Here is a 26,038-nt window from a genome sequence, read left to right as displayed (position 1 = left end):
TCTTACTTCGGCGGCGGCGGTGCCAGCACCGTGCGGTCGCCGTTGTGCTCGGGCGAACTGACCACGCCGGCCGCTTCCATGGCCTCGATCAGTCGCGCTGCACGGTTGTAGCCGATCTTCAGCCGGCGCTGCACGCCGGAAATCGAGGCGCGGCGGGTCTCGGTGACCACCCGCAGCGCTTCGTCATACAACGGGTCGGACTCATCGCCGGCAGAGCTGTTCTCGGGCAGGCCGGTGGCACCGACGACCACGCCGTCGCCCATCGTCTGCACTTCGTCCAGCACGCCGTCGACATAGTCGGCCGGGCCCATCGCCTTGAGGTGTTCGACCACGCGGTGCACTTCCTCGTCGGAGACGAACGCGCCGTGCACGCGCTCGGGCATAGCGGTACCCGGCGGCAGATACAGCATGTCGCCGTGGCCCAGCAGGGTTTCCGCACCGGACTGGTCGAGGATGGTGCGCGAGTCGATCTTGGAGCTGACCTGGAAAGCGATGCGGGTCGGGATGTTGGCCTTGATCAAGCCGGTGATCACGTCCACCGACGGGCGCTGCGTGGCCAGGATCAGGTGGATGCCGGCCGCACGCGCCTTCTGTGCCAGGCGCGCGATCAGCTCTTCCACCTTCTTGCCGACGATCATCATCATGTCGGCGAATTCGTCGATGAAGATGACAATGAACGGCAAAGTCTCCAACGGACGCGGCGCCTCACCCAGTTCCGGGTTCGGCTTGAACAGCGGGTCCATCATCGGCTGGCCGGCGTCCTGGGCTTCCTTCACCTTCTTGTTGAAGCCGGCCAGGTTGCGCACGCCCACCGCGCTCATCAGCTTGTAGCGGCGCTCCATCTCGGCCACGCACCAGCGCAGGCCGTTAGCGGCCTCCTTCATGTCGGTGACCACCGGCGCCAGCAGGTGCGGGATGCCCTGGTAGACGCTCAGTTCGAGCATCTTCGGGTCGATCATCAGCATCCGCAGGTCTTTCGGCGAGGCCTTGAACAGCAGGCTCAGCACCATGGCGTTGACCGCCACCGACTTGCCCGAACCGGTGGTACCGGCCACCAGCAGGTGAGGCATGCGCGCCAGATCGGCCACGGTCGAGCGCCCGGCAATGTCCTTGCCCAGCGCCAGGGTCAGCACGCTGGCCGACTTGTCGTATTCCTTCGAGCGCAGCAGCTCGGACAGGTAGATCATCTCGCGGGTGACGTTGGGAATTTCCAGGCCGATCACCGACTTGCCCGGAATCACGTCCACCACGCGCACCGACTTCACCGACAGGCCGCGCGCGATGTCCTTGTCCAGCGAACTGATCTGGCTGACCTTGATGCCCGGCGCGGGCTCGATCTCGAAGCGGGTGATGACCGGGCCGGGGTTGGCACCGACCACCTGGGCGTCGATGCGGAAATCCTTCAGCTTGAACTCGATCTGCCGCGACAGCGCGTCCAGGGTTTCCTTGTCATAGCCCACCGGCTGCGGCTTGGGGTCGTCCAGCAGGGCCAGCGGCGGCAGGTCCGAGCCGTCGCCGTTGACGCCACGGAACATCGGAATCTGCGTGTCGCGCTTGGCCCGATCACTCTTCTCGATCACCGGTTCCGGGCGCGGCTCGATCTTCACCGGCTCGCGCTTGGCGCGCACCTCAGCATCGGCCTTGCGCACTTCCTGGCGCTCCTCGCGCATCACCCGGGTCTGCTTCCACTCGGTGACTTCTTCCTTCTTGCGCTCCAGCAACGGCGCCAGCGACATCACGCCGCGGCCGATCTTCTCCATCACCACGAACCAGGACAGCCCGGTCGCAAGGGTGATCGAGGCCAGCAACAGGACCAGCACGAACAGGTTCGCGCCCAGCGCGCCGAAACCCACCGTGAGCGAATTGCCGACCAGTTTGCCGAGGATGCCGCCCGCACTGGAGACGTCACCGCTGAACAGGCGAACGTGCAGGAAGCCGGTGCCCGCGATCAGGAAGCCGACCAGCCCGACCAGGCGCAGCGCCGGGTCCAGGTCATTTTCGCCCTTGCTTTCGCGCTTGAGCCCGAACATGGCGATCCACGCCAGCGCACCCAGCACCACCGGGAGCAGGAAGGCGATGTAGCCGAACAACTGCAGCAGCACGTCGGCGATCCAGGCCCCGGCGCGGCCGCCAAGGTTGTGCACCGGCGCGACCACGCTGCCGGTGTGCGACCAGCCCGGATCGGTAGCTGAATACGTGAACAGACTGGCCGCCAGGTACAGCAGCGCCGGCGCGATGGCGATCAGGCCAAGGTCGCGCCAGAGGCGTTGGCGGCGTGGATTGTCGGTCGTCGCCGCCGCGGCCGTGCGACGTGACGCCTTGCTGTCGTCGGACTTGGAGCGTTCGGGGACCTGCTTCGCCACCTTAGACCATACCTTTGGAATGCGCTGTTAGTGATTGATAATAAATGAGACGGCGTCAGTTTTCAGTTATGCGACATCTGACAGGGCGTTTGGCCGCCAGAACCACCGCTGGATGACGGCGTTCTGTTCATCGGCTTGAATCGCCCTGCCCCAGCCGCCACTCTATGACCAGCCACGGATGCTGCGCAAACATCGCCAGCGCCTTGTCCCATCTACCTTTTCGCGAGTTTACATGAGCACCAGCCTGCCCTCCCGTCACCAGCGCCTCGTCATCCTCGGTTCCGGCCCGGCCGGTTGGACCGCCGCCGTCTACGCCGCCCGCGCCAACCTGAAGCCGGTCGTGATCACCGGCCTGCAGCAGGGCGGCCAGCTGATGACCACCACCGAGGTGGACAACTGGCCCGGTGACGCCCACGGCCTGATGGGCCCGGACCTGATGGCGCGCATGCAGGCCCACGCCGAGCGCTTCGAGACCGAAGTCATCTTCGACCACATCCATACCGCCGACCTGTCGCAGCGCCCGTTCAAGCTGATCGGCGACAGCCACGAGTACACCTGCGATGCGCTGATCATCTCCACCGGCGCCACCGCCAAGTACCTGGGCATTCCGACCGAGGACGAGTTCAAGGGCCGCGGCGTGTCCGCCTGCGCCACCTGTGACGGCTTCTTCTACCGTGACCAGGACGTCGTTGTGGTCGGCGGCGGCAACACCGCCGTGGAAGAAGCCCTGTACCTGTCCAACATCGCCCGCAAGGTCTACCTGGTCCACCGCCGCGACACCCTGAAGGCGGAAAAGATCATGCAGGACAAGCTGTTCGCCAAGGTTGCCGCCGGCAAGATCGAAACGGTCTGGCACCACCAGGTGGAAGAAGTGCTGGGCAACGAGGCAGGCGTAACCGGCGTGCGCGTGAAGTCGACCCTGGACGGCAGCACCCGCGACATCGACGCCCACGGCTTCTTCGTGGCGATTGGCCACCATCCGAATACCCAGCTGTTCGACGGCCAGCTGGCGATGAACAACGGCTACCTGGAAATCCGTTCGGGCCTGGGCGGCAACGCCACCGAGACCTCGGTGGAAGGCGTGTTCGCCGCCGGCGACGTGGCCGACCAGCACTACCGCCAGGCGATCACCTCGGCCGGCTTCGGCTGCATGGCCGCGCTGGATGCCGAGCGCTACCTGGACGCGCAGGGCAAGGCCAGCTGAGAGGCGGACCCGCTTCTGTAGGGTCGAGCCACACTCGACTCCGGATAGAAGGCCGACGCCAGTGCGTCGGCCTTTTCGTTTTCACGAACCGGCCAGCCCTGTCGCCGCAACACTCAACCCATCTGGCCGCCGTATGCACTGCACCCTGTGCCTGACCGGCGGCGACGTCACCCCATCGGCATCGACCACCTGCGTGTTCCAGAACAAGGGGGCGCTGCCAGCGTTCTCGCACTTCATGATGATCTGACTGGGCTTCTCGTCCGGCGCAGCGATGTGGACCTTGCCGTCGGTGCAGGTCCACCCGGGCGGGCAACCCACATTGGTGGTGACCAGATCAATCGGGTACCGGGGGTGGCCCTCGAACACCACGTCGACACGCCGAGAATTCCCCGCGGACAGCTCGATGGACTGGATGGGCTCCACCTTCAACGGCACACAACCCTCGCCTTCGCGGAACAGCCGATAGCCCTTCTCGACACCCTTCATTGAGGCGGTGCGAAATGCCGGGTCCAGCAACGCTGCGGCATCGGTTGGGTTTGTGTGGAAGGCAACTTCGACAACCACCGATGGCATCTGCGCGAATCCGTTTTCACCGTGGCCGGCGGCTGCACCCGCCGCCGCAACAGGGAAGTCTGCATACTCCTCCTGTGCCGTAATGAGCTCGCGCATGTAGCAGAGCACCATGTCGGCAAGCTGTTGATCACCTGGCTTGCGCGGATGGTAGTACACGCGCGTGCCCCGAGCCGCGCCCGAGGCATCCGCATTTGTGTGGATGCTGAGCAACCCTGCTGCACCAAGATGATTCGCATAGTAGGGCCGGGCACGAATATCATCGGAAACCTCCCTGTCTGTCGCCGCGCTGTTGACAAAGTGATTCCAGATATCCGGCCGATCTGGCAGCAGATCGCGGAGATGGTACCTGGATGACATTTCGTTCCAGGCCCTCTCGGACTCTGGATGCAGGTCGCCCTGATTGCGACGCGCCCGGTGGATCACCCGCCCTCCACGCTCTTCCATCAACTGCTGCAGTTCTTCGGCATAGCCAACGGTAATCAGATCCTCCTGAACGCCATTCCTGGCAGGGCGCTGGAACTCCCACTCCAATCCAGGATGCACACGAACCAGGCCGTGACTTGCAGAGACCAGTACCGGGTTCACCCTTGAAGCATCCGATGACTGAGAGGCTGCCGCAGGCATGATTGGAAAGTGCTCCCAGTAGGGCTTTCCTTCGTACAGGACCTCCGACTGGACCTCGCCTGCGCCGGACGTCAATGCATAGAACTCAAGCGAGCTCCGGATGTACTGCTCGATTTCCTCAAGTGAGTGATCATCCTCCGCAGGCAACATGCCAGGGCCGAAGCGTATGATCAGCCGCTGGCGTTCCAGATCGACGGAAGCCTTTACGACCACATGAGTCGACCGCGACGTTCGGATCTGGTGCGCGTCAAGCATCCGCTGCGCCTCTCGCGTCAGCAGCAGATCCAGCGCTGGATCAGTCTCGATCATCGCATGTGCGGGCTGGGCAATCGCTGCCGGCCCAGCGCCCAGGCCAGCAATGATCAGTGCAAACGCAGAGCAACGGAGAGCATTCATGCATTCCATGTATCGAATCCTTCGATGTGGGTATGCGCCAGAAGGGCGCGAAGATGGAATGTCCCATCCAGCTCCCAGCTACTTCGTTGAACCGACTCGCGATTTCGACCAATTCGGATAATCCTCAAGTCGAGTGCGGCAACACTTTTCGCACCCCGCCTGCCCTATCCTTCCCCCATGTCTTCCCCCCGCTTCCTCGACTCCCTGCAGTCCATTCCCGCCACCGACTGGGATGCCCTGCACGACGGGCAGAACCCGTTCGTCAGCCACGCCTTCCTCTCAGGCCTGGAACAGCACGGCTGCCTGCGCGAAGACTGGGGCTGGCAGCGCCGGCACTTCACGCTGTGGGAAGGTGATCGCCTGACTGGCGCCATTCCGGGTTACCTGAAGACCAACTCGCACGGCGAGTTCGTGTTCGATCACGCCTGGGCCAACGCGTATGCCCGCCATGGCCGCGATTACTACCCGAAATGGCTGGGCGCGGTGCCGTACTCGCCGGTCACCGGGCCGCGACTGCTGGCCCGTCACGATTCAGAGCGCGCCGCACTTCTGTCAGCACTGCGTGACGCGCTGCCGGCGCTTGATGTCTCCTCCGCCCATATCAACTTCCACACCGCCAGCGACGAGTCCCAGTTCGGCGATGACTGGCTGCTGCGCGAGGACGTGCAGTTCCAGTGGCAGAACCCGGGCGACTGGACCACGTTCGATCAGTTCATCGGCGCGATGGACCACAAGCACCGCAAGAACATCCGCCAGGAGCGCGCCAAGGTCACGCGCCAGGGCATCAGCTTCCGCGTGGTGCACGGCGACGACGCCAGCCGCACCGACCTGCAGGCGATGTACCGCTTCTATCTGCAGACCTTCCTTGAATACGGCAACGCCCCGGCGCTGACCGAGACCTTCCTGCGCCACCTGGCCATTTCATTGGGCCGCGGGCTGGTGCTGTTCCTGGCCGAACAGGACGGCGAGCCGATTGCCGGCGCGCTGTGCCTTCGCGGAGGTGACACGCTGTACGGCCGCTACTGGGGCGGCGCTACCCTGCCCGGCCTGCACTTCGAGGCCTGCTACTACCAGGGCATCGAGTACTGCCTGCGCGAAGGGCTGACCCGCTTCGAGCCCGGGGCGCAGGGCGAGCACAAGCTGGCACGCGGGTTCCTGCCAACCCTGGTGCGCAGCCGGCACTGGGTGGCCGATCCGGAATTCGCCGAGGCGCTAGGGGACTGGTGCAGACAGGAGCGACGCGATGTGCGGCGTTATCAGCAGGAGCAGCAGGGGCATAGCCCGTTCCGCGCAGGAACGTAGAGTCGAGCTTGCTCGACCGGCGCGGTGCCGAAAAGCGTGCCAACCAAGGTTGGCATCTACCAGGGCAATGAGGCGTGCCAACCAACGTTGGCATCTACCAGGGCAATAGCGAGGACGCAGTGCTCAGGTGCACTGCCAGAAGTGCCCGCTCACCCTGCACGTCGCGCACCAGAACGTATAGAGCATCCCGCCACTGCCCCACAGCAGCGTGCCCTCACCCGTGGTTGGCAGTGTCGAATCCAGCTGCATCACGAATGGCATCTCCTGGCCGCAATCGATGCACGCCGGGTACCAGGCGCTCTGCACCCAGCTGGGCGCACCGCCCACGCGCGACAGGTTCTGCCGATGGTTGGACTGCCCCCAGTCCTGTTGTTGCCAGCGCGCACTGTCCATGGCGGCCAGCCCCACCTCGGCACGCAACAGGTCACCGCTGTCGGTGGGCGTGGCCGGCACCTGCAGATGCTGGCTGGGGTGGCAGCTTGGCAGGCCGGCGGCATCGTGGCGATAGAAGCGCACGGGCGGATCTTCCCAACCGCAGCAGTCCAGGCACAGGCCAAGCGTGATCTCGCCCGCCGCGCCAGGCTGCAGCGCGGCGGCATCGGTCTGCAGCAGGCGCTGCAGCGGTGCGTGGCAGCTGCCACACAGCGCTTCCAGCGGTCCTCCCATATGGCCGGCGTGATGCACCTGCCCACCATTCCAGGTCGGGTGCAGGCGCCAGATGCGTTTGCGCCAGCTCGGCTCGTCAGCCTGCTGCGCGCGGTGTTGCTCGCGGCCAAAGCGGATGTGCAGCGGTCGCTCCCCATGCAGGCGGCGCGGCAGCGGCCCATCGGCCACGCCGGCCCAATGTGCCCAGACCTCAGCATCCAGCGCGCCCCAGTCAGCGAGGTAGCCGCGGGCAACGGCATAGCTCTCGGGCTGCGCCGCGAGTAGTAGCGCCCTGGCCCGCGCCATCTCGCGATCGTCGTCGGCCTCCGCCAGAATCTGCGCCCACTGCGCGGCAGTGGCGGACGGCAGCCCCTGCCATACCTGCGAAGCCAGCTGCAGCTCGTCTTCGATGGCCAGCGCCAGCAAGGCTTCCCAGTCGTCCTGCAGCACCTGCGGCGCCTGGTAGCTGGTGAATTCGATCACGCTGGCCAGGAGTTCGCCGCGCTCGCCATCCCGATAGCGACGCCAGGCCTCGGCACAGGCCGGCACCACTGATTCGTCCGGCAACAGGTCCAGCGCGGTATCGAGGAAGGTCGAGCTGGGCGAGCGCCGGATGAGTGCCTGCAGCATCAGCGCACCGAGCTGGTCCGGCTGCTCAGTGGCCAGCGCCAGCAGCATGCCCTGACTGTCGTTGCGCGTGCGCGGGGTGTCGTGCACATCGAGGATAGCGGTGATCGCGTCACTCATGCGTGGGGCTCCTTGCCGTTGGACGCTGATGGTGCCAGACATCCGCGATCACCACGACGAATACAATGGCGGCATGACCCGCCAGCTGCCCTGGCGCCTGGCCGATGCGCCGGACGCTCCTTTCCCTCCGGCCGAGACCGCCCTGCGCCAGCCAGACGGCCTGCTCGCGGTGGGCGGCGACCTGCACCCGATGCGCCTGCTCAACGCTTATGCCGGCGGCATCTTCCCGTGGTTCAGCGAGGGCGAGCCGATCCTGTGGTGGTCGCCGGACCCGCGCATGGTGTTCCGCACCGAGGGCGTGCATCTGTCCAGCCGCTTCCGCCGCCAGTTGCGCGGCAGCACCTGGGAGGTCACCGCTGACACCGCCTTCAGCCGTGTGATGCGCGCCTGTGCGGCGGCACCTCGGCCCGGCCAGGACGGCACCTGGATCAGCCCGGCGATGGTCGAGGCCTACAGCCAGCTGCACGACCTCGGCTTTGCCCACTCCGTCGAGGTCTGGGACCGGCAGACCCTGGTCGGCGGCATCTACGGGGTGGCCATCGGGTCGATGTTCTTCGGAGAAAGCATGTTCAGTGGTGCCAGCGGCGGTTCCAAGATCGCACTGGCCGCGCTGGCATCCACGCTTCACGGCTGGGGCTGGGAGCTGATCGATGCCCAGGTGGAAAATCCGCACCTGCTGCGGATGGGCGCCGAACACCTGCCGCGCGCGGAATTCCTCGATCACGTGCGCCAAGCCGTGCGCAGTGACGGCCGTGAAGGCCATTGGACACAGGCTGTGGGGCGCTTTCCGGCACGACGTTTGGCCGGGGGTTAACGCAAACTTTGCAAGCTGGGCGCATCACGCGTAAAATACCGCGCCTTAGGCCCAGCGTGGCCGTTTTCTGAACCGCACAGGACTACATGTCGAAAGACGATTCCATCGAGTTCGAGGGCACCGTCAGCGAGACGCTGCCGAACACCACTTTCCGCGTTCGTCTGGAAAATGGGCACGAAATCATCGCCCACATCTCCGGCCGCATGCGCAAGAACTACATCCGCATCCTCACCGGTGACCGGGTCAAGGTTGAAATGACCCCGTATGACCTGACCAAGGGTCGTATCACCTACCGCATGAAGTAAGCGGTCGGCGCTTGGCGCCACTCCGACAGGGCCGGCCTTGCTGCTGGCCCTTTGTCGTGCGCGGAAGAATAGTGCCAGTCATTGAGATCGTTCATTTTCGTCCTTGTCTGAAATCCAGCATCGCGCCGGGAGTCTAGACTCAACGCGTTCTTCACAGAGGGCGTTGCGCGCATGACCTACCTGATCGTCCTGGATCCACAGTCCGTCACCAGCCGCTGCTATGCCAGCAAGGGCCCGGACGGCACCTGGTTCGGCCAGCCCTGCCTGGTCTGCACCAGCATGGACGCGTCACACCCGCTGTACCTTGCGGTCCAGCGCGAGATCTCCCACGCGGGAAGCACGCTGAAGCAGCGCCTGCATATTCCACATGAGGCCGTTGCATTCGTCATCGAGGATGGCGGCGACCACGGGCGCCAGCAGGGATTCCGATCGATCACAGCCTGATGCGCCAAAGGTCATCGTGACCGAACTCACCGTGGCTTAGGTCAGCCCTGCTTGCGGCAGATTCGCATTTGCAGTGACGGCGGCATCTTGGGATCCGATCCAGTCCGGATCGTCGCCCCCTGCCCCCGCCATGAACCTGTCCTCCCTGCTCATCCCCCTTCCCGTGTCCGTGGCCATCCTGCTGGCGTCGCCCGCCCGTGCAGCCGAGACCACTCCGGCCACATGTGTGCCCCTGTCCGGCGAACAGCAGATCGTCCGCGCCGGTGCGGACAAGAACATCCTGCTTCGCTCCGACGAAGACCACTATGTCGTTCACTTCCGCAACAGCTGCTCCTCGGCCGTGCTGGCACCCCGCCTCGTTTTCAAGACCGACGGCAAGGCCGCTGACCAATTGTGCGACGGGGGAAGGAGTGAGCTGGACACCGGTCGCGGCAGCTGCGAGGTTGCGCGCATCGAGCCGATCGATGGCGAGCGGTTCAAGCGTGAAGCACGCCGCCGCAGCCGCTGACACCAGACAGGGCAAGGGCGGCCGAAGCCGCCCTTGTCATTCCCAGTCTTTCACGCCAAACCTATGGCGTCAGCTCAATCCACTGTCACCGGCAACAACCGCTCCGGCTCGGCCTGGGTCTCAACCACCAGCTCGTCGTCGCGGACATCAATGCTGACCCTGCCACCGTTGACCAGCTTGCCGAACAGCAGCTCGTCGGCAAGCGGGCGCTTGATCTTGTCCTGGATCACGCGGGCCATCGGGCGGGCACCCATCAGCGGATCGAAACCGTGGTGGGCCAGCCAGTCGCGCGCGGTCGGCGTGGCCGACAGGCTGACGTGCTTGTCCTGCAGCAGCATCTCCAGCTCGATCAGGAACTTGTCGACCACGCGCAGGATGTGCTCGAAGCCCAGCGCCTGGAACTGAACCACTGCATCGAGGCGGTTGCGGAATTCCGGGCTGAAGCTGCGACGGATGGTCTCCATCGCGTCGGTGGCATGGTCCTGCTTGGTGAAGCCGATCGAACGCCGTGACGCCTGGGCCGCGCCGGCATTGGTGGTCATCACCAGCACCACGTTCTTGAAGTTGGCCTCGCGACCGTTGGTATCGGTCAGCACGCCGCGGTCCATTACCTGCAACAGGATGTTGAAGATGTCCGGATGCGCCTTCTCGATCTCGTCCATCAGAAGCACGCAGTGCGGGGTCTTGACGATCTTCTCGGTCAGCAGGCCACCCTGGTCGAAACCGACGTAGCCCGGAGGGGCGCCGATCAGGCGGCTGATCGAATGTGGCTCCATGTACTCGGACATGTCGAAGCGGACCAGCTCGATGCCCAGCTGCAGCGCCAGCTGCTTGGTCACCTCGGTCTTGCCGACACCGGTCGGGCCGGCAAACAGGAAGTTGCCGATCGGCTTTTCCGGATTACCCAACCCGGAACGGGCCAGCTTGATCGCCGAAGCCAGCGTATCGATGGCCGGGTCCTGGCCGAAGATCACCATCTTCAGGTTGCGCTCCAGATGCTGCAGCACATCCTTGTCTGTGGCGCTGACCTGCTTGGCCGGGATGCGCGCCATCTTGGCGACGATGGCCTCCACTTCCTCGACGTCGATCAGCTCCTTGCGCTGGCCTTCCGGCAGCAGGCGCTGGCGGGCTCCGGCCTCATCGATCACGTCGATGGCCTTGTCCGGCAACAGGCGGTCGCCGATATGCTTGACCGACAGGTCCACCGCCGCCTGCAACGCCTCGTCGGAATAGGTCACGCCGTGGTGCTGCTCGTACTTGGACTTCAGGCCCTGCAGGATCTCGTAGGTCTCACCCACCGTCGGCTCGACGATGTCGATCTTCTGGAAGCGACGTGCCAGGGCACGATCCTTCTCGAAGATGCCGCGGTATTCCTGGAAGGTGGTCGAGCCGATGCAGCGCAGCTCGCCGGACGCCAGCGCTGGCTTGATCAGGTTGGACGCATCCATGGTGCCGCCCGACGCCGAGCCGGCACCGATGATGGTGTGGATCTCGTCAATGAACAGCACCGCGTTGGGCACCTTCTTCAGCGCGGTCAGCACGCTCTTGAGGCGCTTCTCGAAGTCGCCGCGATACTTGGTGCCAGCCACCAGCGCGCCCAGATCGAGCGAGTAGATCACCGCATCGGCCAGCACCTCCGGCACCGAACCTTCAATGATGCGGCGGGCCAGGCCCTCGGCGATGGCAGTCTTGCCCACGCCGGCCTCACCCACGTACAGCGGATTGTTCTTGCGGCGGCGGCACAGCACCTGGATGGTGCGCTCGATCTCGTCGGCACGACCGACCAGCGGGTCGATGCGACCGGCGCGGGCCTGCTCGTTGAGGTTGCTGGCGAACTCGGTCAGGGCATCGCCCTTCGGCTCGCCCTCCGCGCCTTCGATGCGGCCCTCGCCCTCGGAGGAAGAAGAGGGCTGCTCGCCCTCCTCGCCCAGCTTGGCGATGCCGTGGGACAGGTAATTGACCACATCCAGCCGGGTGACATCCTGCTGGTTGAGGTAATAAACGGCGTGGGAGTCCTTCTCGCCGAAGATGGCGACCAGCACATTGGCGCCGGTGACCTCCTTCTTGCCCGAGGACTGCACGTGGTACACGGCCCGCTGCAGCACACGCTGGAAGCCCAGGGTCGGCTGGGTATCGCGGCCGTCATCTTCGGCCAGGCGGGACACGGAGGCCTCGATGGCCTGCTCCAGCTCCTGGCGCAGGCGTTCGGCGTCTGCACCACAGGCCTTCAGTACGGCCTGGGCGGACGGGTTGTCGAGCAGTGCCAACAGCAGGTGTTCGACCGTCATGAACTCATGCCGGGCCTCACGGGCGCGCTTGTAGCACTGGCCGATGGTGTGTTCGAGGTCTTTGCTGAACATGGATTACTCCGGCGGCAGATGGGGACAATATGCGGCCTGACTACGCGATTTCCATCACCCTAGCGGATTGCTGCGTTCAGATGGCGTTATCAGTGCGAATCGCTTGATCTTCATTCACTCCAGGACAGCCCACCGAGCATGAGCGAACCCTACCTGAGCCGCTGGCGATTGCGGCGTGATGGCCCGGCCATCGAAACGCCCCATGCCCGCCTCTGGCCGGTACTGACCACCACCGGCGAGCCAGCGATGCTGAAGATCAGCAGCGAGACCGAGGAGCAGAACAGCCATCGCCTGCTGCGCTGGTGGGAGGGCGATGGCGCCGCCCGCCTGCTGGCCCACGAGGGACCGGCGATCCTGATCGAACGCGCCGACGGTGATTCATTGCGGCAACGCTCGATCGACGGCGACGATGACGCCTGCACCACGATCCTGTGCCAGGTTCTGCAGCGGCTGCACCGGCCACGGAGCGCGCCGCCAGCGGAACTGGTCTGCCTGACCAGATGGTTCGCCGACCTGCTGCAGCCAAGGGCTGCGCTGCCGCCACTGCTGGAACAGTGCAGATCACTGGCGGTGGCCTTGCTGGAAGAGGAACAGGAAATCCGGCCACTGCACGGCGACCTGCATCATGACAATGTGCTGGACTTCGGCGCACGCGGCTGGCTGGCGATCGACCCTAAGCGGTTGCTGGGTGATCGCGCATTTGATTACACGACACTGTTCAGCAACCCGGACCTGTGCGGGCCGGACATCCACGTTGCCACCCGGCCCGAGCGGTTTGCCGCCCGGCTGGAACAAGTGAGCGCGCTGGCCGGCCTGGAACGCACGCGCCTGCTGCGCTGGATCGCGGCGAGCGCGGGGCTATCGGCGGTGTGGTTCCGGGATGACGGAGACCCCGCCGAGATCGACGAGGTAGTGGCGCGGATGGCGCTGGAGGCGCTGGCGGAGGGGTGAGATCCGCGCTTGGCACGTGCCCACCCTGGTGGGCACGCTCCATCCACGATCGATACAGGCCTCTGCCCTGGTAGCTGCCCACCTTGGTGGGCACACCGGGTCCGGAATCGACGCAGACCCCTGCCCTGGTAGCTGCCCACCTTGGTGGGCACACCGGGTCCGGAATCGATGCAGGCCCCTGCCCTTGTAGGTGCCCACCTTGGTGGGCACACCCACCCCGGGTCGACACGCCCGGGTGAAAAGCAGTCGAGCATCGCTCGACTCAACAAAAAGCCGGTCAGGCCTTTTCCATCGTGCACAGCAGCGGGTGCTGGTTCATCCGCGAATATTCGTTGACCTGGGCCACCTTGGTCTCGGCCACTTCGCGGGTGAACACCCCGCACACACCCCGGCCGCGGGTATGGACGTGCAGCATCACCTGCGTGGCCTTGTCCAGGTCCATGGTGAAGAACTGCTGCAGCACGTCCACCACGAAATCCATCGGGGTGTAGTCGTCATTGAGCAGCATCACCTGGTAGAACGGCGGCGGCGCCACTTCCGGGCGCGCGGGTTCCACGGCAACGCCGTGCTCGTGATGGGAATCGGGGGAAGACTCGCGGGGCATCTGCCCATTATAGAGGCTCGAGCGGGCCTGCGTCGGCCCGCCGCAGATTGGACGGCACGCACGGCCGCCGTCACAATTGCACCCTCTCTCAATACTGTTTCACAGGATCTTCATGAAAAGGACCCTTCTCCCCGCCCTGCTGATCGCCCTGGCTGCCGCAGGCTCTGCCGCCGCTGCGCCGGAGGGTGACAAGGCCGTGGCCCGCCACCTGGACAAGCTGGGTTACAACTACGAGGTTGACGAAGACGGCGACTACCGTCTGGTGTTCGACGTCGAAGGTGATCGTACCCAGATGGTCTACGTGCGTTCGTCGGTGGAGGACTTCGGTACCCACAACATCCGCGAAATCTGGTCGCCGGCCTACAACGCCAAGACCAAGCAGTTCCCGGTGGCCGTGGCCAACCGCCTGCTGGAAGATTCGCAGGACGCCAAGATGGGCGGCTGGGTGAAGCAGGACACCACCGCCATGTTCGTCGTGAAGATCGACGCCGACGCCACTGCGGACCAGCTCAGCGACGCCATCGATGCGGCCATCCGCACCGCTGACGCCATGGAGCTGGAACTGACCAAGAAGGACGAGTTCTGAGTTGAACGCCACGCCGGACCCGCGCTGGGCACCGCACGCCACCGTCGCCACTGTAGTTGTCGACGGCGGCCGCGTGCTGCTGGTTGAAGAAACCATCGACGGCCGTGCGGTGCTGAACCAGCCGGCCGGCCACCTCGAGCCGGGCGAAAGCCTGGCCGAGGCGGCACTGCGCGAGACCCGCGAGGAAACCGGCTGGACCGTGCAGCTGACCCACTTCATCGGCTGCTACCAGTGGACCGCAGGTGACGGCACCGCTTTCCTGCGCTTCTGCTATGCGGCGCGCCCGGTCTCGCACGACCCGGCGCAGCCGCTGGACACCGGCATCGACCGCGCGCTGTGGCTGACCCCCGCCGAGCTGCAGGCCGCCGGCGAACGCCAGCGCAGCCCGTTGGTGTGGCAGGTGGTGGCCGATTACCTGGGTGGCCAACGCCATCCACTTTCGCTGGTACGGGAGGTCGCATGAGCACTCCGCGTGTGATGGTGGGCGTCTCCGGTGGCGTCGATTCCTCGGTCGCCGCCTGGCGCCTGGTGCAGCAAGGCGAGGCCGTGGCCGGTCTGTTTATGCAGAACTGGGCCGACGACGGCAGCGGTGACTGCCGGGCCGAGGACGACCGCCGCGACGCGGTGGCCGTCTGCGGCCTGCTCGGTATCCCGTTCCACTTCCGCGATTTCTCCAACGAATACTGGCAGGGTGTGTTCGAGCACTTCCTGGCCGAGTACGCCGCTGGCCGCACGCCGAACCCGGACGTGCTGTGCAACCGCGAGGTGAAGTTCAAACATTTCCTGGACGCCGCCCGCGAGCTGGGCGCCGAACGCATCGCCACCGGCCACTACGCGCGGGTGAGCCAGCGCGGCCACCAGTGGCTGCTGCTGCGTGGCGCCGACCGCTCCAAGGACCAGAGTTACTTCCTGCACCAGCTGGGCCAGGAACAGCTGTCGGCGACCCTGTTCCCGATCGGCGACCTGGAAAAGACCGACCTGCGCCGGATCGCGCGTGACGTCAGCCTGCCGACCCATGCCAAGAAGGATTCCACCGGCATCTGCTTCATCGGCGAGCGCGACTTCCGCGAGTTCCTCGGCCGCTACCTGCCGGCCAAGCCCGGCCAGATCCTCGACCCGGCCGACGGCAGCGTGATCGCCGAACATCCGGGCGTGTTCTATTTCACCCTGGGCCAGCGCGAGGGCCTGAACATCGGCGGCGTGCGTGGACGTCCGGCCGCGCCGTGGTACGTGGTCGGCAAGGATGTGGCCAGCAACGTGCTGTACGTGGACCAGGACCGCGACAGCCCGTGGATGCTGTCCGAGCGCCTGCGTTCGGAAACCGCGCACTGGATCGCCGGCTCGCCGCCGGCACGGCGCTTTGAATGCACCGCCCAGACCCGCTACCGCCAGCCCGACGAGCCGTGTACGGTCGAGGTGCTGGACGATGGCAGCGTACTGGTCACCTTCGCCCGCCCGCAGCGCGCCGTTACCCCCGGTCAATCGCTGGTGCTGTATGACGGTGATGTGTGCCTGGGTGGCGCGGTGATCGCCGCCACCGATGCGCCGCTGGAACAGCGCCTGCGCACCACCCCTTCCCCTTTTGAGGTAATCGCTGCATGAGTTTCACTGTCGACGACCGCGTTCTGGCTTTGGCCGGCATTGCCCAGGCCCTGCAGCAGGTACGCCGTATCGCCGATACCGGCCATTCCGACGCCGCCGCCGTTCGTACCGCCGTGGAGAGTGTGTTCCGCGTCGACGCGTCCTCGCCGCAGGAGGTGTTCGGTGACCGCCATGCGCTGAAGGCCGGGCTGCGCCTGCTGCACAACTACTTTCGCAGCCAGGGCCAGGATCCGATCCTGCCCAAGTTGGCTCTGTCGGTGCTGCAGCTGGAGCGCCGCTTCGTGCAGGAAGGCGCCACCGTGAACAAGGTCGCGTCGGGCATCGAACTCGCCCAGCGCCAGGCTGCCGAACTGGGCGACAGTGGTCACCCGGACGTGCTGGCCAACCTGGGTGGCCTGTACGCGGACACCATCAGCCACCTGAAGCCGCGGGTGATGGTGCAGGGCAACCCGCATTACCTGGGCCAGGCCGGCGTGGTGGCCGAGATCCGTGCCCTGCTGCTGGCCGCGGTGCGCTCGGCAGTGCTGTGGCGCCAGCTGGGCGGCAGCTATTGGGACTTCCTGTTCGGCCGCAAGGCGATGATCGAAGCCGTGGACCGGCAGCTGGCCTGAGCCCCATGGGGTCAGAGCCCTTTTCCACGGAAAAGGGATTCGACCCCGTCGCTGCCTGCCCAAGGGGTCGGATCCCTTCCCTGCACGGGAAGGGCTCTGACCCCGAAGCCGCCAAGGCGTCGGAAAACCGGCGCATTCAGAATGCACTTCGAGGCACATCGACGTTAAAGAGAAAGGGGGTACGGCCGATACATCCTCCGTGCACCTCCCGAGAACGTCCATGTACTCACGCATTTTCATCCGTCTGGCCGCCCCCCTGGCTCTGACCCTGCTGCTCCCCTTCGCCATCGGTTTCGAATGGCCGGCCGCCCTGCGCTGGGCGATCCTGACCACGATGACGCTGAGCTGGCTTGGCTTTGCGTGGTGGACCACCCGCGCCCAGGCGCACCGTTCCCCGGAACATGCCCGTGTCCTGCGTGAGCAGGACCAGCTGCTGACCGAACTGCGCAACTTCGTCGGCAACGAGATCGACGGTTCGCGCGGCGAAGTGGAACGCGCCCGTGACCTGATCCGTCAGGCCGTCTCCAGCCTGGGCGGCAGCTTCGACGCGATGAACCGCAAGTCGCGCCAGCAGAGCCAGGCCTTGTCGCGCATCGTCGACCGCGCCGGCGATGAAGGCAGCGCCGGCCTCGACGTTGCCCGGTTTGCCCAGCACGCCAGCCACCGCATGGAACAGCTGGTGGAAGCGCTGGAACAGGTCAGCGGCCAGAGCAGCACCACCGTGCAGCACATCGACCAGATGGCGCAGCACCTGGATGGCATTTTCGCGCTGCTGGAAGACGTCAAGTCGATCGCTGACCAGACCAATCTGCTGGCGTTGAATGCCGCCATTGAAGCGGCGCGTGCCGGTGAAGCCGGTCGTGGCTTCGCGGTGGTGGCGGACGAAGTGCGCAATCTTTCCGAGCGCTCCACCACGTTCAACGAGCAGATCCGCAAGCTGGCGCACAGCTCCAAGGATGCCATTGCCAAGGTTCGCGAGACGGTCTCGCACATGGCCTCGCGCGACATGGACCGCTCCCGCGAAGCCCGCCAGGAAGCGGCGGCGATGCTCGACAACGTCGCGCAGATCAACGCATCGCTGGGCGACGGCATGCGCGAAGTCTCCGATTGCGCCCGTTCGATCGACGGCAGCGTGGCCGAAGCCGTGCGCGCCCTGCAGTTCGAAGACATTGCTACCCAGGCGCTGGGCGGCGTGCACACCCACCTGGACCGCCTGACCGCAATCAACCGCGAAGCGGTGGCCCTGCAGGAACTGCTGCACCGCAATGGCGGCGTGTTCGACGAAGAGATCGCCACCGCCCTGCAGCGCACCGGCAGCCGCCTGCGCGAACTGCGCAGCGAATGGGAGCGCCCGCCGCACAAGCCGGTTGCCCAGCAGAGCATGGGCGCCGGCACGGTCGAGCTGTTCTGACCCTGATGTCTGCTGCCGCTACCGGCAGCCCGCAAGGCCCCGGTTCGTCCGGGGCCTTTGCCTGTCACCTGCCGTTGGATGCATCCTGTACGCGCACCATGACCCTGATCCGCGCCCTGCCCTCCCTCACCGACACCGAGCGCCCGCGCAACGCGAGCGTGCGTGAGCAGCTGCAGCAGCTGGAAGAGGTCGCCCGCGAAGAGATCCGGGAACTGCAGCAGCTGGCGGACGCGCGCCCGGCCCCCGCTGTGGACGGCCACGATCTGCTGGGGTTGGCGTGGGACCTGGGGTTGGATGGCGAAGCCCTGAAGTAGATCCACGCCATGCGTGGATGGGTGCCGCGACATCTGCAATCTCTGCTTCGCCTGTCGCCTTTTAGGATTTGTTGCATAGCCTGAGGAAGGGGAAGAGAACACACTGCCCACTCCTCCCCTGTCTCTCTGGCCTCTGCATGACGTTCAATCTGGAAGAAGCCCGCGAGGCTTTTGAGCGATTCCTGGTGTTGATGGACGGCCAGATAGAATGGCTGGTTGCGCAGGCTCAAATGCATGGCATTGAACTGGATAGCAGCCCCGAAAGTCTCGACAGGCTGGAACACCTCCATGACTTGATGGCAGCCACGCTGTCTGAGGATGAGCGGGACTCTCTGAGGGTCGTGTTCGCCCGATATCTAGGGGAGACCGTCAGGCTGGTACACGGTGGGAAGTGGACCCTGCCACTTGATGACCCAAAGGACATCAACTTCAACAGGCCCGTCATCGTGGGGCACTCGCGCTACCCCATGTGTGAATTCAGCCCCATCCATGCGATACGCGCCTACTCGCTTCGCCGCCGCCCGGGCTGATCAGAAGCATCGTAGCCAGCAGCGTCAATCCGCAGATCCTGGACCTAAGCAATCTCGCCGAAGAAGATTGACCCAAGTCGATCCCGAGAAGCATCTGACCTGCTGCACGGACTCGAACCCCCGCGCCGCCGGCCACCGCTGACCATGGCATGATGCCCCGGTCCCGTTCATGGAAGACCGATGGCCATCGCCCTCATCGCAGTGCTGTTGATCGAGACCGTCCTTCTGATGGCCTGGGTGGCCGGCTATTTCAGCTGGGGCATCACCCTGTTCAATGAGCGCATCGCGGCGTCACCGGCCATGCAGGCTCGGCTCTCGCTGGGCAGCCTGGAACGCGACCTGCCGCAGGACAAATGGCTGCAACTGGCCTTCCATGCGCTCCCCGACGGCAGCATGGCGTTCCGCGAGAGCTTCGCGCCGAGCTTCGGCCTGCGCTACTTCCCGGTGATGCGCGGTCGCATCGTGCTCAACGCGCGACGGCACGAGGTGCGAGTGATCGGCCTGTGCAGCTGGTTCGTGGCAATCCTCTCGTTGCTGCTGTTGCCGCTGGTGGCGATGCGCCCGATGGTGGCGCCGCTGCTGCTGGTGCTGCCGCTGTTCCTGGCCAGCTATCTGGTCCAGAAGCGGCGCTATGCGGCCATTGTCGAGACGCTGCGCATGCAGTTGAAGGCGGAGTTCCCGAGGTAGATCCACGCCGTGCGTGGATGGTCGCGAGCATCAGCATCCGTGCCGACCAACGGTCGGCACCCACCTAAGTCGGCGCCATGCGTGAATGATGCCCCGCGATGCCTGTATTTCGGATTGTTTGCATGGATCGTGAGCGCTCGGCCCTTCATCGTAAAGGGCCGATTCCGGTTCAGATCAGCCCAATGACCAGCGCCGCCCTCTGCCTTTCACTCGCTTTGCAGCTCCCGGTTGCCTCAGAACCGCTTGCGGTAGATCCCAACTCCCTGCTCGCCCTTCAGCAGGCGCTCCAGTCATTCGGCGAGTTTCAACAGCCCTACTCCGCACCTGTAGATGTGACCGATCCTGATGCAGGTGTGACCGATGCAATTGTCGAGATCTCCGCCGGGTGTGTGCAGGATGGTCCGGAGGTCATCATCCTGGACGCTGATGTCGACGACTCATCCGAGCGCTATCTTGTACTGAACGAGCCATGGCAAAGTCTCCCGGCGGGAACGTTGTTGCTTGTCTCTGGAAGCACCGCGACCGTCATTTCAACCCAGGAGGCAAACAAGAAAAGCGCAGAGGCTGAGGCAATGTTGAACTTCCTGGACTACCTGCCCATCGACCTGGGTTCGAACTCCCTGGCCGGACCAAGCCCCGACGTGACGGCGGCAGAGGTCGATTTCGACAGGTTCATGCAGAATTTCGCTGTGAGCAGCGAAGGTGAACCTGTTACCGAAGTGGCCTTCGCAGCGTGGGAAGGCAAGCTGCCAGGATTGCTGCTGGCGCTGTGGCGACGCGACGGGCTGGCACGCTATCGCGATGACAGGCTCGTCTTGGTCGATCCCCATCTGTATGCGGAGGTCGCTACCGCGTTCATGCAGGGCAATCCAATGGAAGGTGCCGATACTTTCCATGTCTACGCGGTGACCACTTTCGGCCAGATTCTGTTGTGTGGGGAGAGCACCTCCGCGCAGATCAGCATCGACCCGCACAGCGGAAACGTGTCGACGGAATCGAATGCGCCAGGCCCCGCCGATGCAGCAGAACGCAACTGGAAACTGGCGTTTCTGCTGGAGGCCCTGGATGGGCCCTATCTTGACGTCACCGACGACGATGAGCGGCCCCTGCATGCGCATGTACGTGACCGACTGGGGCCATTGGCTCCAAATGAGATCTACAGCTTTTCGCCCGCAGTTTCCGAAGGCGGCTGGAATGCGGCGCATCTGGTGAAGACAGATCGCCTCGCTGAGCTGAAAGCCCTTGCTGCGACAGTGGCCAGGACGCAACCAACGCAACCGGATGTCAGTGGCAGATAGTTGCACACCGTGCGTGGATGGTCGCGAGCGCAGGCATCAGTGCCGACCAACGGTCGGCACCCACCAAAGTCCGCGCCGTCAGTAGATCCACGCCATGCGTGGATGGTCGCGAGCGCAGGCATCAGTGCCGACCAACGGTCGGCACCCACCAGAGTCTGGCTATCAGCGCACCAGCACCGCTTCGCCGCTGGCGTCGGTACGCATCGGCGGCGGGTGTTGCTGGCGCAGCCACTGCGCCAGGTCACGCGGGCTGAGCGGGCGCGAGTACAGGTAACCCTGGATCTCGTCGCAGCCCTGCCGGCGCAGCATGTCTTCTTCCTGGTGCGTTTCCACGCCTTCGGCCACCACCTTCATGCCCAGCGCATGCCCCAGGTGCACGATGGCCTGGGTCACTTCCGCTGTCCCGGAATCATGCAGCATGCCCTGCACGAAACTGCGGTCGATCTTCAGGCGGCCCACCGGGAAACGGTTGAGATAATTGAGGTTGGAGAAGCCGGTACCGAAGTCATCCACCGCCAGCGGCACGCCGTGCCGTTCCAGCACGTCGAAGCAATGGCGCAGGATGTCGGTGTCACGGATCAGCGCCGACTCGGTCAGCTCCAGCTCCAGCCGCTGTGGCGGCCAGCCGTGGGCGTGGCAGATCTCGATCACGCGTTCGGCAAAGCCGCGGTCGCGCAGCTGCACCGCAGAGACGTTCACCGCGATGCGGTCGAAGCGCAGTCCGGCGAGGTCCCAGGCCGCCGCCTGACGGCAGGCTTCGTTCAACACCCAGTCGCCGATGCGAACGATCTCGCCGCATTTTTCTGCAATCGGAATGAACTCAGCCGGGCTGCAGTAGCCAATCCCCGGCCGGTGCCAGCGCAGCAGTGCCTCGATCGCCGGCGGCTCGCCATGGTGCGCGTCCAGCAACGGCTGATAGGCCAGACTGAATTCTTCGCGTTCGATGGCCCCGTGCAGGGCATGTTCGAGCTCCAGCTTGCGCTGGATGCGAGCCAGCGCGTCCTGGCTGTAGTACTGGTAGGTGTTGCGCCCTGCTTCCTTGGCCGCATACATCGCGGCATCGGCCGCGCGCAGCAGCGAATCAAAATCGGTCTGAGCCTCGCCGAGCATGGCGATGCCCACGCTGGCACCGACCTTCAGCGTGGTCTCACCGCGGCGCAGCGGCTCGGCCAGTGAAGCAATCAGCTTGCGCGCGACATGACCGGCATCTTCCGGCTCTGCCAGGTCACGCAGCACCACAATGAATTCGTCGCCACTGAATCGGCCGAACAGATCGTTGTTGCGCAGGTTCTGGTGCAGCCGCGTGGCCGCGGCCTTCAGCAGCGCATCGCCGGTGGCGTGGCCGAAGCTGTCGTTGATGGTCTTGAAGCCGTCCAGATCGATGAACAGCATCGCCAGCGAGGTGCCGCGATCGCGCGCTTCCTCGATGGCTTCTGCAGTCTGCTCGCCGAGCAGCACGCGATTGGGCAGCCCGGTGAGCAGATCGTAGTGCGCCAGCAGCTCGATCCGCTCGTTCGCTTCGCGCTCGCGGGTGATGTCACGGAACAGCACTACGACGCGCGGCGGCAGGCCATCGCGACGGTCCAGTTCGATCAATACCTGCACCCACACGCGCAGGCCGGACTGGCGGTAGAAGCACAGGTCCAGTTGTTCGGGGAGGCCGCCGCCGGCAATCCGGATCAATGCGGCTTCGAAGGCATTGCGCGAATCTTCGGTGTACAGCGCCAGCGCCTGGTCCAGGGTGATCGGCTCCTTGCGCAGGCCGTGGATGCGGTAGCACTCCTCGGTCCACTGCATGTGCCGGGTCTGCACTTCGATCTCGCAACCGCCGATGCGGCCCAGGGCGGAGACGCGGTTGAGCAGCTCGGTGCGCCAGCGGATCAGTGCGTCGGTCTGGTGCTGCTCGGTGATGTTCTGCACCTGGCCGAGCAGGCGCTTGGGCTGGCCATCGGTGTCCAGCAACGGTTGCATCCACAGCCGCAGGTGCTGCGAGGGCTCGTTGCCGCGGGTCAGTTCCAGCTCGATGTTGGCCGCGCGGCCGTCGCGCCAGACACGCCGCCAGGCGGCACGCAGCGCTCCGCGCGAACGGGGATGAAGTTGCTTCAACCAGCGCCGCTGGCCGGGCACGCTGCTCTGCTCCAGCGACAGCAGTGAACGCAGCTCCGGCGACCACCAGAACTGCCCGCTACCGGGATCGAACGACCAGCTGCCCATGCTGGCGATGCGCTGGGCTTCGCTCAGGTGCAGCTGCTGCTCCTGCAGCAAGCCTTCCAGCTGCTTCTGCTGCTCGATATCGGTATGGGTGCCGACCATGCGCAGCGGCTGGCCGTCGGCCGTGCGCGCGACCACACGACCGCGATCAAGCACCCAGCGCCACTGGCCATCGGCCTGGCGGAAACGGAACTGGGCGCTGTACTGCTCGCTCAGGCCACGCAGGTGCTGGTCCAGCGCCACGCGTACCTGACCGATGTCGTCGCTGTGTACGCGCGCGAGTATTTCGGTAGCGGTTTCATCACCCAGCGCCGGCGTGCGGATTACGCGGTCGCTGGGAATGTCCCAGTCCCACAGGCTGTGGCCGGCACTGTCCAGTGCCAGCTCCCAGCGCCCGCCACCATCGACCGGCACCGGCTCGGGGATGCTCAGCGTGAAGGCCAACAGGTTGCCGGCACCATCATGGACGGCGCGCAGATGGCCATCGTAGTGCCCGCGCGGGCCACCGGGCAGCGTGCAGGCCACGATGCCACCATCGGCAGCCAACAGGCGCAGATCTTCCAGCATCGGCGCGTAAGCAGCCACGGTGGCCGGCAGGCCATGCTCGCGCGCAGCCGGATTGGCCGCCAGCGGGCGGCCCGTGCGGTCGACGATGACCAGCGCCGACGCAAGCGGGTGCTGCAGCAGGCTGGCGATGATCCCTTGGTCCACGCGATCTTGCTCCGGATGACACGCCCGTCAGCGGGGCACGCAGTGATTAACGGCGCCTGCGCCGGATAATTGAGTGGTCAGGGCACACCCGCGCGGTAAGATGGCCGGCGCCCCTTTCCCCCATCCCGTCCATGCCTGCAGAACCGACCGGCAACGCCCCAGTTCCCGACCCGCGGATGGCGCAGGCGCTGAGCCGTGACCGGCGCCGGGTGGTATTGAGCTACCTGGTGATGGCGCTGGCCTGGATGATCTCCACCGACAGCGCGGTGCAGGCGCTGGTGCCCGACCCGCAGCAGGCAGCGTTGTGGCAGGGATTGAAGGGCTCGTTCTTCGCCTTGGCCAGTGCTGGCCTGCTGTACCTGCTGCTGCGCCCGCTGGCCGAGCACGTGCTGCATACCCACGCCCGCCAGCAGGCCTCCGAGCTGCGCCTGCGACAGATGTTCGAAGGCAACCCCGGCCCGATCCTGGTCTACGACCTGGACACGCTGGCGATCCTCGACGCCAATCCGGCCGCCTGCAGTACCTTCGGCTGGGACCGCGACGAACTGCTGGAGCAGACCATCGACTCCTTGTGGCCGCCAGGCCAGGACCAGGCGCTGCAGACCAAGCTGGAGGCGATCCGCGAAGCGCCCGAGGAGCTGTGCATCCTGCGCACGCAGCTGCAGCTGCGTGACGGTTCGCTGCGGCAGATGGAGCTGCGCTCCAATGCGATCAGCTACGACGGCCACAACGCCCGGTTGCTGATCGCCATCGACCGCACCGCCGAGGACCTGGCACAGCTGCGCCGCGACCAGGCGCTGGCACGGGTCGAGGAAGCGCATGAGCTGGCCCGCATCGGCGCCTGGGAACTGGACCCGTCCACCGGGCTGGGCCGCTATTCCAACCAGGTCTATCGACTGCTTGGCCGACGCCCGCCGGAAGCCCGGCGTTGGCACCGTTTCGACGAGCTGCTGGTGCCGGCCGACCCGGCCACCGCAACCCAGACCGAGCAGCTGCTGGCCGAGCTGTGCTCCGGCGAACCGGTGCAGGTGGACGTGCTGCTGCCGCTGCTGGCGATGGACGGCCACGCATTGATGGTGCACCTGCGTGCCGCCAGCGGTACCGATGAGGCCGGCCGCAATCGTGTGCTCGGCACGCTGCAGGACGTCACCGAACGTGAGCAGTCACGCCGCCTGCTGCGTGAACGAGAGGAACAGTTCCGCGAGCTGGTGCGGGTACTGCCCGATGGCGTGGTGATCCTTTCCGATGAGCACGTGTTGTATGCCAATGCCTGGGCCGCAGGCCTGTTCGGCTACGGCAGCCACACGCTGCTCGGCGAGCCGCTGTCGGCGCTGGTTGCCGCCACCGATCTGGCCCGGGTGCGCGCCCAGCTGCGCGCCGGCCAGCCCCATCTGGGCCCTGGCCACAGCAGCGTGGTGGCAATGCAGTGCGCCGACGGCCGCAGCTTCCATGCCGGCCTGGCCGTTGGCGAAGTGCGCTATGGCGGTCGCGACTGCAAGCTGCTGATCGTGCGTGACCTGAGCGATTCGGAGCGCACGCGGGCTGCGCTGGAAACCAGCAACCGTGAGCTGCAGGCGATGGCCGGGCGCCTGTTCTCCCTGCAGGAGGACGAACGCCGCGCGATCTCGCGCGACCTGCACGACGACATCGGCCAGGCGATCACCGCGATCAAGCTGTCGGCCTATGCAGCGCAGGATGAAGCCGATGCGCAGCGGCGTGGCGAGGATCTGGCACAGATCGTCAGCCTCGCCGACACCACCGTGGCCAAGCTGCGCGACATTTCCACCCTGCTGCGGCCACCGCAACTGGATGCGCTGGGCCTGGAGGCCGCACTGAGCTGGCAGGCACGGGTACTGTTCCGTTCCTCGCCGGTTGAACTGCTGGCCGAGATCGAGCCGCTGCCACAGCGTCCCGACAACAGCATCGAGCAGGCCTGCTTCCGCATCGCCCAGGAAAGCCTGACCAACGCGCTGCGTCATGCCCGCGCCAGCCAGGTGCTGCTGCAGCTGCGCGACGTCGGCCAGCGAAGCCTGCACCTGCAGATCCGTGATGATGGTGAGGGCTTCGACCCGGACGGTCCGCGCGGCCTGGGCCTGATCGTGATGCGCGAACGTGCGCAGAGCGTCGGTGGTCACGTTCGGATCGAGTCCGCGCACGGCGAAGGCACCCTGATCGACGTCCACCTCCCCTACCAGGCGGCCAGTATGGCCGCCGTCGAGTCACCGGAATACTGAGCC

The 26,038-nt window shown here is 65.5% G+C and carries 23 protein-coding genes; 17 read left to right on the top strand and 6 right to left on the bottom strand.

All coding sequences use genetic code 11. The features are described 5' to 3' along the window. Window positions 1-2: 2 nt before the first annotated feature. The gene (locus ABR323_RS13155) at window positions 3-2,363 is read right to left on the bottom strand and encodes a DNA translocase FtsK (protein ID WP_135273581.1); all 2,361 of its coding nucleotides are present in this window, start codon (window positions 2,361-2,363) and stop codon (window positions 3-5) included. 232 nt (window positions 2,364-2,595) lie between these two features. On the opposite strand from ABR323_RS13155, the gene trxB reads away from it, so the two are divergent. Continuing rightward, the gene (gene trxB / locus ABR323_RS13150; protein WP_135273580.1) at window positions 2,596-3,567 is read left to right on the top strand and encodes a thioredoxin-disulfide reductase; all 972 of its coding nucleotides are present in this window, start codon (window positions 2,596-2,598) and stop codon (window positions 3,565-3,567) included. Between the two features lie 81 nt (window positions 3,568-3,648). Here trxB and ABR323_RS13145 read toward each other — a convergent pair whose 3' ends face one another. Continuing rightward, a complete protein-coding gene (locus tag ABR323_RS13145) occupies window positions 3,649-5,160 on the bottom strand; it encodes an N-acetylmuramoyl-L-alanine amidase family protein (protein WP_439449623.1) in 1,512 nt (503 codons plus the stop codon). Window positions 5,161-5,337: 177 nt separating this feature from the next. Here ABR323_RS13145 and ABR323_RS13140 point away from each other — a divergent pair, with 177 nt between their 5' ends. Then, window positions 5,338-6,462, top strand: a complete 1,125-nt coding sequence (locus ABR323_RS13140; RefSeq protein WP_439449622.1) for a GNAT family N-acetyltransferase — start codon at window positions 5,338-5,340, stop codon at window positions 6,460-6,462. 123 nt (window positions 6,463-6,585) lie between these two features. On the opposite strand, the gene ABR323_RS13135 is transcribed toward ABR323_RS13140, so the two are convergent. Continuing rightward, window positions 6,586-7,854, bottom strand: coding sequence for a hypothetical protein (locus ABR323_RS13135; protein ID WP_439449621.1), 1,269 nt, complete (start codon window positions 7,852-7,854; stop codon window positions 6,586-6,588). Between the two features lie 73 nt (window positions 7,855-7,927). On the opposite strand from ABR323_RS13135, the gene aat reads away from it, so the two are divergent. The 4 genes from aat (at window position 7,928) to ABR323_RS13115 (ending at window position 9,925) form a co-directional block, all read left to right on the top strand. Next, complete coding sequence (gene aat / locus ABR323_RS13130) at window positions 7,928-8,668, top strand: leucyl/phenylalanyl-tRNA--protein transferase (RefSeq protein ID WP_439449665.1); 741 nt, start codon at window positions 7,928-7,930, stop codon at window positions 8,666-8,668. 86 nt (window positions 8,669-8,754) lie between these two features. Then, entirely contained in the window at window positions 8,755-8,973 is a 219-nt protein-coding gene (gene infA / locus ABR323_RS13125; protein WP_005409596.1) for a translation initiation factor IF-1, read from the top strand. 171 nt (window positions 8,974-9,144) lie between these two features. Continuing rightward, window positions 9,145-9,417: a hypothetical protein gene (locus ABR323_RS13120; RefSeq protein WP_439449620.1), complete on the top strand. Its 273-nt coding sequence runs from the start codon at window positions 9,145-9,147 to the stop codon at window positions 9,415-9,417. A 130-nt stretch (window positions 9,418-9,547) separates the two neighbouring features. Then, window positions 9,548-9,925, top strand: a complete 378-nt coding sequence (locus tag ABR323_RS13115) for a hypothetical protein (protein ID WP_439449619.1) — start codon at window positions 9,548-9,550, stop codon at window positions 9,923-9,925. A gap of 74 nt (window positions 9,926-9,999) precedes the next feature. Here the strand turns inward: ABR323_RS13115 and clpA are convergent, their stop codons facing one another. Continuing rightward, complete coding sequence (clpA, locus tag ABR323_RS13110; protein ID WP_439449618.1) at window positions 10,000-12,285, bottom strand: ATP-dependent Clp protease ATP-binding subunit ClpA; 2,286 nt, start codon at window positions 12,283-12,285, stop codon at window positions 10,000-10,002. 138 nt (window positions 12,286-12,423) lie between these two features. Here clpA and ABR323_RS13105 point away from each other — a divergent pair, with 138 nt between their 5' ends. Continuing rightward, window positions 12,424-13,236: an APH(6) family putative aminoglycoside O-phosphotransferase gene (locus tag ABR323_RS13105; protein ID WP_439449617.1), complete on the top strand. Its 813-nt coding sequence runs from the start codon at window positions 12,424-12,426 to the stop codon at window positions 13,234-13,236. Between the two features lie 277 nt (window positions 13,237-13,513). Here ABR323_RS13105 and clpS read toward each other — a convergent pair whose 3' ends face one another. Further along, the gene (gene clpS / locus ABR323_RS13100; RefSeq protein WP_006366596.1) at window positions 13,514-13,840 is read right to left on the bottom strand and encodes an ATP-dependent Clp protease adapter ClpS; all 327 of its coding nucleotides are present in this window, start codon (window positions 13,838-13,840) and stop codon (window positions 13,514-13,516) included. 112 nt (window positions 13,841-13,952) lie between these two features. On the opposite strand from clpS, the gene ABR323_RS13095 reads away from it, so the two are divergent. The 9 genes from ABR323_RS13095 (at window position 13,953) to ABR323_RS13055 (ending at window position 20,879) form a co-directional block, all read left to right on the top strand. Next, window positions 13,953-14,426, top strand: coding sequence for a hypothetical protein (locus tag ABR323_RS13095; protein ID WP_100468394.1), 474 nt, complete (start codon window positions 13,953-13,955; stop codon window positions 14,424-14,426). A gap of 1 nt (window position 14,427) precedes the next feature. Continuing rightward, entirely contained in the window at window positions 14,428-14,889 is a 462-nt protein-coding gene (locus ABR323_RS13090) for an NUDIX hydrolase (RefSeq protein WP_439449616.1), read from the top strand. Next, on the top strand, window positions 14,886-16,028 hold the full coding sequence (mnmA, locus tag ABR323_RS13085; protein WP_439449615.1) for a tRNA 2-thiouridine(34) synthase MnmA: 1,143 nt from the start codon (window positions 14,886-14,888) through the stop codon (window positions 16,026-16,028). Before ABR323_RS13090 ends, mnmA begins: the two co-directional genes overlap by 4 nt. Next, window positions 16,025-16,639 (top strand): high frequency lysogenization protein HflD, encoded by a 615-nt coding sequence (gene hflD / locus ABR323_RS13080; RefSeq protein WP_135273569.1) that lies wholly within the window; start codon window positions 16,025-16,027, stop codon window positions 16,637-16,639. The genes mnmA and hflD overlap by 4 nt, the downstream gene beginning before the upstream one ends. Before the next feature lie 220 nt (window positions 16,640-16,859). Then, the gene (locus tag ABR323_RS13075; protein WP_008268676.1) at window positions 16,860-18,050 is read left to right on the top strand and encodes a methyl-accepting chemotaxis protein; all 1,191 of its coding nucleotides are present in this window, start codon (window positions 16,860-16,862) and stop codon (window positions 18,048-18,050) included. Window positions 18,051-18,148: 98 nt separating this feature from the next. Next, on the top strand, window positions 18,149-18,364 hold the full coding sequence (locus ABR323_RS13070; protein WP_135273568.1) for a hypothetical protein: 216 nt from the start codon (window positions 18,149-18,151) through the stop codon (window positions 18,362-18,364). Between the two features lie 137 nt (window positions 18,365-18,501). Next, the gene (locus ABR323_RS13065) at window positions 18,502-18,894 is read left to right on the top strand and encodes a hypothetical protein (RefSeq protein ID WP_439449614.1); all 393 of its coding nucleotides are present in this window, start codon (window positions 18,502-18,504) and stop codon (window positions 18,892-18,894) included. A 180-nt stretch (window positions 18,895-19,074) separates the two neighbouring features. After that, window positions 19,075-19,581, top strand: coding sequence for a hypothetical protein (locus tag ABR323_RS13060; RefSeq protein ID WP_439449613.1), 507 nt, complete (start codon window positions 19,075-19,077; stop codon window positions 19,579-19,581). Window positions 19,582-19,703: 122 nt separating this feature from the next. Next, on the top strand, window positions 19,704-20,879 hold the full coding sequence (locus ABR323_RS13055; protein WP_439449612.1) for a GAD-like domain-containing protein: 1,176 nt from the start codon (window positions 19,704-19,706) through the stop codon (window positions 20,877-20,879). Window positions 20,880-21,041: 162 nt separating this feature from the next. On the opposite strand, the gene ABR323_RS13050 is transcribed toward ABR323_RS13055, so the two are convergent. Beyond that, entirely contained in the window at window positions 21,042-23,801 is a 2,760-nt protein-coding gene (locus ABR323_RS13050) for a bifunctional diguanylate cyclase/phosphodiesterase (protein ID WP_439449611.1), read from the bottom strand. 131 nt (window positions 23,802-23,932) lie between these two features. Here ABR323_RS13050 and ABR323_RS13045 point away from each other — a divergent pair, with 131 nt between their 5' ends. Further along, window positions 23,933-26,035: a sensor histidine kinase gene (locus ABR323_RS13045; RefSeq protein ID WP_135273565.1), complete on the top strand. Its 2,103-nt coding sequence runs from the start codon at window positions 23,933-23,935 to the stop codon at window positions 26,033-26,035. Window positions 26,036-26,038: the final 3 nt, after the last annotated feature.

This window comes from Stenotrophomonas sp. ATs4, assembly GCF_051861585.1.
GTDB lineage: Bacteria > Pseudomonadota > Gammaproteobacteria > Xanthomonadales > Xanthomonadaceae > Stenotrophomonas > Stenotrophomonas maltophilia_AS.
The sequence above is the reverse complement of the archived record's forward strand: the minus strand, read 5'-3'. Positions and strand labels throughout refer to the sequence as shown.